Annotated in this window: 10 protein-coding genes and 2 tRNA genes; 5 read left to right on the top strand and 7 right to left on the bottom strand. The window is 66.4% G+C overall.

Going from position 1 to position 6,518, the window contains the following annotated elements; translation table 11 throughout:
* A partial coding sequence (locus tag HZU84_RS07125) for an EF-Tu C-terminal domain-related protein (protein ID WP_445683265.1) occupies positions 1-197 on the top strand: 197 nt, incomplete at its 5' end.
* Positions 198-297: 100 nt separating this feature from the next.
* Positions 298-609, top strand: a complete 312-nt coding sequence (gene rpsJ / locus HZU84_RS07120) for a 30S ribosomal protein S10 (protein WP_037485042.1) — start codon at positions 298-300, stop codon at positions 607-609.
* 86 nt (positions 610-695) lie between these two features.
* Here the strand turns inward: rpsJ and HZU84_RS07115 are convergent, their stop codons facing one another.
* Complete coding sequence (locus HZU84_RS07115) at positions 696-1,613, bottom strand: LysR family transcriptional regulator (protein ID WP_244954339.1); 918 nt, start codon at positions 1,611-1,613, stop codon at positions 696-698.
* A gap of 67 nt (positions 1,614-1,680) precedes the next feature.
* Between HZU84_RS07115 and HZU84_RS07110 the strand changes: the two genes are divergently transcribed.
* Positions 1,681-2,925, top strand: a complete 1,245-nt coding sequence (locus tag HZU84_RS07110) for an MFS transporter (protein WP_149504661.1) — start codon at positions 1,681-1,683, stop codon at positions 2,923-2,925.
* Here the strand turns inward: HZU84_RS07110 and HZU84_RS07105 are convergent.
* The 3 genes from HZU84_RS07105 to HZU84_RS07095 all read right to left on the bottom strand — a co-directional run bounded on the left by HZU84_RS07105 (position 2,841) and on the right by HZU84_RS07095 (position 4,018).
* Positions 2,841-3,410 (bottom strand): CAP domain-containing protein, encoded by a 570-nt coding sequence (locus tag HZU84_RS07105; RefSeq protein WP_149504662.1) that lies wholly within the window; start codon positions 3,408-3,410, stop codon positions 2,841-2,843. The two genes, HZU84_RS07110 and HZU84_RS07105, sit on opposite strands and share 85 nt — an antisense overlap.
* An 80-nt stretch (positions 3,411-3,490) precedes the next feature.
* Positions 3,491-3,781 carry an oxidoreductase-like domain-containing protein gene (locus HZU84_RS07100; RefSeq protein ID WP_149504663.1) on the bottom strand — a complete coding sequence of 97 codons (291 nt, stop codon included), beginning with the start codon at positions 3,779-3,781 and terminating at the stop codon, positions 3,491-3,493.
* Between the two features lie 9 nt (positions 3,782-3,790).
* A complete protein-coding gene (locus HZU84_RS07095) occupies positions 3,791-4,018 on the bottom strand; it encodes an oxidoreductase-like domain-containing protein (RefSeq protein WP_149504664.1) in 228 nt (75 codons plus the stop codon).
* Positions 4,019-4,187: 169 nt separating this feature from the next.
* On the opposite strand from HZU84_RS07095, the gene HZU84_RS07090 reads away from it, so the two are divergent.
* Both HZU84_RS07090 and HZU84_RS07085 read left to right on the top strand, forming a co-directional pair.
* Positions 4,188-4,595 carry a cupin domain-containing protein gene (locus HZU84_RS07090; RefSeq protein ID WP_149505365.1) on the top strand — a complete coding sequence of 136 codons (408 nt, stop codon included), beginning with the start codon at positions 4,188-4,190 and terminating at the stop codon, positions 4,593-4,595.
* Positions 4,596-4,654: 59 nt separating this feature from the next.
* Positions 4,655-5,653, top strand: coding sequence for a GGDEF domain-containing protein (locus tag HZU84_RS07085; protein ID WP_180692835.1), 999 nt, complete (start codon positions 4,655-4,657; stop codon positions 5,651-5,653).
* Between the two features lie 52 nt (positions 5,654-5,705).
* Here the strand turns inward: HZU84_RS07085 and HZU84_RS07080 are convergent.
* The 3 genes from HZU84_RS07080 to rplQ form a co-directional block, all read right to left on the bottom strand.
* Positions 5,706-5,782 (bottom strand) — tRNA-Met (locus HZU84_RS07080).
* Between the two features lie 86 nt (positions 5,783-5,868).
* Positions 5,869-5,945, bottom strand: a tRNA-Met gene (locus HZU84_RS07075).
* An 86-nt stretch (positions 5,946-6,031) separates the two neighbouring features.
* On the bottom strand, positions 6,032-6,430 hold the full coding sequence (gene rplQ, locus HZU84_RS07070; RefSeq protein WP_149504666.1) for a 50S ribosomal protein L17: 399 nt from the start codon (positions 6,428-6,430) through the stop codon (positions 6,032-6,034).
* Positions 6,431-6,518: the final 88 nt, after the last annotated feature.

Raw genomic sequence — 6,518 nt, 5'->3', positions numbered from 1 at the left:
AGTTCTACTTCCGCACCACCGACGTCACCGGCGCCATCCAGCTGCCGGAAGGCAAGGAAATGGTCATGCCGGGTGACAACGTGTCGATCGAAGTCAAGCTGATCGCCCCGATCGCCATGGAAGAAGGCCTGCGCTTCGCCATCCGCGAAGGCGGCCGCACCGTCGGCGCCGGCGTGGTTGCCAAGATCATCGCTTAATCTTGTGTGACGGGACGGCCTCGCGGCCGTCCTTTCCCTGCCCGCGGCTGACTCCACGGCACCCGCCGCCAGCCGCATCGCTCTTTACGAAGGAAAAGTCATGCAGAAGCAAAAGATCCGCATCCGCCTGAAGGCATTCGATTACAAGCTGATCGACCAGTCGGCCCTGGAAATCGTCGATACCGCCAAGCGCACCGGCGCGATCGTCAAGGGCCCGGTGCCCCTGCCGACCCGCATGCAGCGTTTCGACATCCTGCGTTCGCCGCACGTCAACAAGACCTCGCGCGACCAGTTCGAGATCCGCACGCACCAGCGCCTGATGGACATCATCGACCCGACCGACAAGACGGTCGACGCGCTGATGAAGCTCGACCTGCCGGCTGGCGTCGACGTCGAGATCAAGCTGCAGTGATCGTGCCCGTCACCGGATCGTCCGCGCCGCGGATGACCCGCTGATGACACGCCCTGCCAGGAAAGCGACCTTCGGGTCGCTTTTTTTCATGTCTGCGCAGCCAGCGCATCGACCAGCAGCTGCCTCAGCCAGCGCAAGGCCGGATCGGCATGCTGACGCGGATGCCATGCCGCATGCAGCGACAACAGCGGTGACGCAAAGGGCAGCTCGAATGGCTCCAGCGTCGCGGCATGACGCTCGGCCAGACGGCTCGGCAAGGTCGCCACATGATCGGTCACCCGCACGATCTCCGGCAGCAGCGTGAAATGCTGGACCGACAGCGCGATCTCGCGCCGACGCCCCAGCTCGGCCAGATACGCATCCAGCAGCCCGATGTGGCTGCCGCCGGTGGCGCTGACCACCACATGGGTCAGCCGGCAGTAGGTCTCGGGATCCAGCGGCCCGCTGCCCCGCGGGTGCCCGCGCCGCTGCACCAGCACGAAGCGCTCGGTCAGCAGCTGGCGTGATCGCATCGCGCCCGGAACACGGTCGGCGGCGCCGATCAGCAGATCGATGTCACCCCGCTCGAGCTGCGCGATCGCATCGGGCGCATCGGGCGCGCGCAGTGCCAGTCGCACGCCCGGCCCGGCCTGCCGGGCCATCGCCTCGATCAGCGGCAGCCCGACGATCACCGAGGCATTGTCGGTCTCGGCCACCTGGAAGACGCGCTCGTCACGGTGCGGATCGAAATCCGGACGCTGACGCACCAGCTGCTCCAGCCCGCGCAGCGCCTCATGGAGCGGCTCGACCAGGGCCTGTGCACGCGGCGTGGCCGCCATGCCGCGCCCGCCCGGCGCCGGCACCAGCAGCGGATCGTCGAACAGCCGTCTCAGCCGCGCCAGCTGCGCGGACAGCGCCGGCTGCCCCACATGCAGACGCTGCGCCGCCCGGGTCACATTGCCCTCGTCCAGCAGCACCGACAGCGAGACCAGCAGGTTCAGGTCCACCCCTTTCAGATCGATCACACCGATACCTCCTAGACAGGCAAACGATTTCCAATATACGTCAGCACGGCGGAGACTCCGTGCCATCATGGGTCACGCCGTTTCCGCTCGACATGCCCGCCTGCTGCTGCCGGCCCTGGGCGCAAGCTACTTCCTCTTCGGCACCGCCTCGCTGGCGGTGATCGGCCTGCTGGAGGCGATGGCCAGCGCCTGGCAGGTCACGCCGGCACGCATCGCCGAGCTGGTCGCGGTGCATTCGCTGACCTTTGCGGTGGCAGCACCGCTGCTGCAGGTTCTTTTCGGTCACCGGCCTCGCCGCGAGCTGATCAGCGGGGGCCTGCTGCTGCTGGGCCTCGGCGCCCTGGCCACGGTCATGGCGCCGGACTGGAGCGCAGGCCTGGCCGCCCGCGTGCTGATGGCGCTGGGAGCTGCCGCCATCGGACCGGCTGCCTCCGCCCAGGGCGCGGCCCTGGTGGAACCCTCGCGCCAAGCCAGTGCACTGGCCACCATCTTCGCCGGCATGACGCTGGCCATCGTGCTGGGCACGCCGCTGGCGGCCTGGCTGGGCCATGTCGGCTCGTGGCGGACGGTCTTCATGCTGCTGGCGATCGGCTCGCCGCTGCTGGGCCTCATGCTGTGGCGCGCGCTGGATGAGGGCACGGCAGGCCCGCGCATTGCCGGCTCGGGCTTCCTGAGCGTACTCGAGCGCCCGGCCACCGCGTGGGCGCTGCTGATGATGCTGCTGCTGATGGCAGGCCAGTTCTGCGCCTACACCCTGCTGGTGCCAATGATGATCCAGCGTTTCGGTCTGGCCCGCGGCGACATGACGCCCCTGCTGATGCTGTTCGGACTGGGCGGCGTGATCGGCAATCTGCTGGCCGGGCGCTTCGGCAGCCGCCTCGGCCCGGTGCGCTTGATTCGCTTCTCGATGCTGGGCCTGACGCTCGCCTTTGCCGGCCTGATGCTGGCACCCGCCCTGCCTCTGCCCGGCGTGCTGCTGATGATGCTGTGGTCGGTCTGCGGCCTGCTGTTCGCCGCACCCCAGCAGCAGCGCCTGATCCAGCTGGTGCCGCCTGCATTGCGCAGCCTGGCCTTGGCGGCCAATGCCTCGGCGATGTATCTGGGCATGTCGCTGGGCGCCTGGTCCGGCGCGCGGCTCTACGGGCTGGCGGGCGTGGAGACACTGATTCCCGCCTCGCTGCTGCTGACGCTGCTGGGGGCGCTGGCGCTGCAGCGCTCGCACCAGGCTCAGCGCGCCGAAGAACGGCTCATGCGCTCCGGCATCGGCAGCGGCACGGGCGCCGGCAGCGTCCCGAAGGTCTGGGTCCAGTAGTGGCCATAGGGGCTGCCGGGCAGGCTGACCAGGCTGATGCCGGTGCCTCGCCATTCCGGTCTCAGGATGTTGGCGCGATGCACGTCGCTGCGCATCCAGCCCTCGACCACCGCACCGGCACTGTCCTGCCCTGCAGCGATGTTCTCGGCGATGCGCTGCGCCCGCGGGTAATGGGCCTGAATGCGTTCGGACCAGCGCCCGCCGTCGCAGTCGTCATGCTGGAAACAGCGCGAGACCGCCATGTCGGTCGAATGATGCGCCGCCGCCCGCTGCAGGCGCGGATCGGGCTCCAGCACCGACAGGCCGTGCTGCGCCCGGATCTGGTTGATCTGCGCCAGCACCTTCCGCTCAAGATCCGACATCGAAGCCGCCGCGTGCGCACTGCCGCACCCGCCTGAAAGCGCCAGCAGCAGCGCCGCCCAGAACAGAGCGCCCCCGAAAAAACCGCTCGGCCGCCCGTGCGTTTTGAACATGATCTCCTCCATGACGATCGAGAATCACGATCGTGGAGGGGTACTGACGGGTCACCACTCCCGCATCCGCGGGGCACGCCGTGCGCGGAGAGTCAGTCCGTGACCGGTCTGGCAGGCAGCCAGTGCCTCAGGGCGGCATCGCGCCAGAACATCACTTCGCCGTAGAAATAGATCCAGACGCAGTTGCTGCAGCCGCGGCCGCAGCAGCTCACCGGGCTCTGCGGCGCCGACGGGAGCACATCGGCCACCGCATGGCGCTGCGCGCGGGCCATCACCTCCGCGATCAGCGCCTCGGCCTCGATCTTCAAGGCCGGCTGGATCCGGGCCAGAGCCTCGTCGTCCAGCCCGCTGTAGTCGGGCGGTGTCATCGCGGGCCAGAGCATGCATGGCCCTCAGGCCGCCCAGCGCAGCAGCGCCTCGTCGCGCCAGTAGCCCAGCTCGCTGTAGAAGCCGTCCCAGACGCAGCCGATGCAGCCGTTGCCGCAGCAGTTGTCAGGCTCGACCGGCGGTGTGGACAGCTCGATCCCTTCGGATTGCGCACGGGCGATGACCGCACTGACCAGCGCACGCGCCTCGCCAGGATCGGTAGGGTTCCAGGATTGGAGAACAAGGTCGCTCATCATGATGGGGTGGCTTTCTAGCACAACTCCTCTCGCCGCGAGTCTGACCGGCTGGAGCCGCACTATTCGGAGCCTGTGCGCCCAGCACATCGGGTCCAATTCGTCCTGGACGATTGCCCCCATGCTGCACGCACAATCCCGGATGTTCACGACTTCACGCACCTCCGACATGAGCCAGCCTGCGTCCGACACCCCGCCCGTCTTCCTGCAGACCATCCTGTTCACCGACAGCGACGGGCGTGCCCGCTTCCGCGAGCAGGCGATCGCGCTGGACCAGGGCAAGCCTGCCGCACGGCTGTCGTCACCCCTGCCCGCACGCGAGCTGCAGCTGCGCGAAAGTCCGCCAGGATTTCGCAGCGACTTTCACTGCACCGGCGAGCCGCAGTGGGTCTTCATCCTGTCGGGCCAGATGGAGATCGGGCTGCAGGATGGGAGCTCGCGCATCTTCAGCGCCGGACAGCATTTCTATTCGGCCGATGTGCTGCCCGCAGGCGCGGTGTTCGATCCTGCGGTGCACGGTCACTGGAGTCGCCAGCTCGGCAACGAGCCGCTGCGCACGCTCTTCGTGCGCGGCTGATTCCCATCCTTGTTCTCCACGGAGTCCCAGGTCTTCGCATGTCACACCTTGTCGAGCACATGGCCCAACTGGCCGGGCAGCGCGACCCGGCCGCGCTCGACAGCTGTTTCGTCGACCTGTTCGCTGAACTCCTCGCTCCGCTGCGGCTGCGCGTGCTGCGCAGCCATGCCGCAGAACAGCGCAAGTGGTATGTGACCCGCCACCACGGCCAGTTCGATCAGCTGGCCCCGGACGAGCCACTTGCCGCAGAAGAAGAGCCGCTGCTGCTGCACTGCATCACCTTGAGCGAACCCGTGCTGCTGCCGGTGTGTGCGCAGCAGGGCAGCATCCGCACGCTGGTGCCGCTGACCGGCGACAGCGACGAGATCGCGGTGGTGGAAATCACCACCAGCACGGTCATCAGCAAGGAACTTCTGCGGACCGTGAATGCGATCCAGCGTTTCAGCATGCACCTGCACGCGCTGCTGGACGAGAACGAACGCGATTCGTTGACCCGGCTGCTCAACCGCAAGTCCTTCGACGAGACCTTCGTTCGTGCCGCACTGAATCTCGATGCAGGCAGCACCTCGGCCGCCGAGGGCATGGAGCGCCGCCGCCAGGGCACGGAAGGTGGCCACTGGCTCGGCGTCATCGACATCGACCACTTCAAGCGCGTCAATGATGTTCACGGCCACCTGATCGGTGACGAGGTGCTGATCCTGGTCGCCCAATTGATGAAGAGCACCTTCCGCGCCAGCGACAGACTCTACCGCTTCGGCGGCGAGGAGTTCGTGGTGCTGCTGCGCTGCAGCGATGCCCAAGGCGCAGAGGCCGCGTTCGAGCGCTTTCGGGACAAGGTCGAGAAGACACCGTTTCCGCGGGTGGAGCACCTGACGGTCAGCATCGGATTCACCGCCATCGATGCCTGCGACACCCCGGGCAGCGCCTTCGAGCGGGCGGACCAGTCGGTCTATCACGCCAAGGAAAATGGCCGCAATCTGGCGCTGTCGTACGAGACCCTGACCGCCTGCGGCCTGCTCCAGGCCAAGAATCAGGACGGCGGTGTCGAATTCTTCTGAAGAGGAAATAAAAAAGCCGATTCGAATTTGATCGAATCGGCTTTTTTTGACTTGGTTGCGGGGGCCGGATTTGAACCGACGACCTTTGGGTTATGAGCCCAACGAGCTACCAGACTGCTCCACCCCGCGACTGAAATCGCTTCGAAAGACAGCAACTTTTGGCTTGTCTTTCACGTCATCAGGTTTCTGGCGAATATCCTGACCACGACTGAATCTGGTTGCGGGGGCCGGATTTGAACCGACGACCTTTGGGTTATGAGCCCAACGAGCTACCAGACTGCTCCACCCCGCGACTGAAGAATCAGATTCTAAACCTTTAGACGCCGCCGCGGCAAGAGTTTTCGAAAAGAAAATCTTTGCCCAGCGGCATCAGGCCGATCACTCGGCCGCTTGCTCGGCCGGAGCAGCCGCGTCCACATCAGGACGGTCGACCAGCTCGACGAAGGCCATCGGCGCGTTGTCGCCGACGCGGAAACCCATCTTCAGGATGCGGGTGTAGCCGCCCGGACGGGTCTGGAAACGCGGGCCCAGCACGTTGAACAGCTTGACGACGTTGTCGCGGTTGCGCAGACGGTCGAAAGCCAGGCGCTTGTTGGCCAGCGTCGGCTCCTTGGCCAGGGTGATCAGCGGCTCGACGACGCGACGCAGTTCCTTGGCCTTGGGCACGGTGGTCTTGATGGCCTCATGCTCGATCAGCGAGTTGGCCATGTTGCGCAGCATCGCCAGACGGTGCGACGAGGTGCGGTTGAGCTTGCGGAGGCCGTTGCCGTGACGCATGGTGAAGTCCTTTCGTTGAATTAATGCCGATGGCCGGATCAGGTACCACCGGGGGACCGGGCGGCCGCCGGAACGGCTCGCCCGAATG

This window comes from Sphaerotilus sulfidivorans, assembly GCF_013426975.1.
GTDB classification, from domain to species: Bacteria; Pseudomonadota; Gammaproteobacteria; order Burkholderiales; family Burkholderiaceae_C; genus Sphaerotilus; species Sphaerotilus sulfidivorans.
Note: the sequence above shows the minus strand (reverse complement) of the source record. Positions and strands in the feature narration are given on the sequence as shown.

What these genes read in the sequence shown, in the direction of transcription:
- HZU84_RS07090 (WP_149505365.1), top strand. Translation starts at nt 4,188, where the DNA reads ATGAGCCAGCCTGCGTCCGACACCCCGCCCGTCTTCCTGCAGACCATC.
- HZU84_RS07110 (WP_149504661.1), top strand. Translation starts at nt 1,681, where the DNA reads ATGGGTCACGCCGTTTCCGCTCGACATGCCCGCCTGCTGCTGCCGGCC.
- HZU84_RS07100 (WP_149504663.1), bottom strand. Translation starts at nt 3,781, where the DNA reads ATGCTCTGGCCCGCGATGACACCGCCCGACTACAGCGGGCTGGACGAC.
- HZU84_RS07085 (WP_180692835.1), top strand. Translation starts at nt 4,655, where the DNA reads ATGGCCCAACTGGCCGGGCAGCGCGACCCGGCCGCGCTCGACAGCTGT.
- rpsJ (WP_037485042.1), top strand. Translation starts at nt 298, where the DNA reads ATGCAGAAGCAAAAGATCCGCATCCGCCTGAAGGCATTCGATTACAAG.
- rplQ (WP_149504666.1), bottom strand. Translation starts at nt 6,430, where the DNA reads ATGCGTCACGGCAACGGCCTCCGCAAGCTCAACCGCACCTCGTCGCAC.
- HZU84_RS07105 (WP_149504662.1), bottom strand. Translation starts at nt 3,410, where the DNA reads ATGGAGGAGATCATGTTCAAAACGCACGGGCGGCCGAGCGGTTTTTTC.
- HZU84_RS07095 (WP_149504664.1), bottom strand. Translation starts at nt 4,018, where the DNA reads ATGAGCGACCTTGTTCTCCAATCCTGGAACCCTACCGATCCTGGCGAG.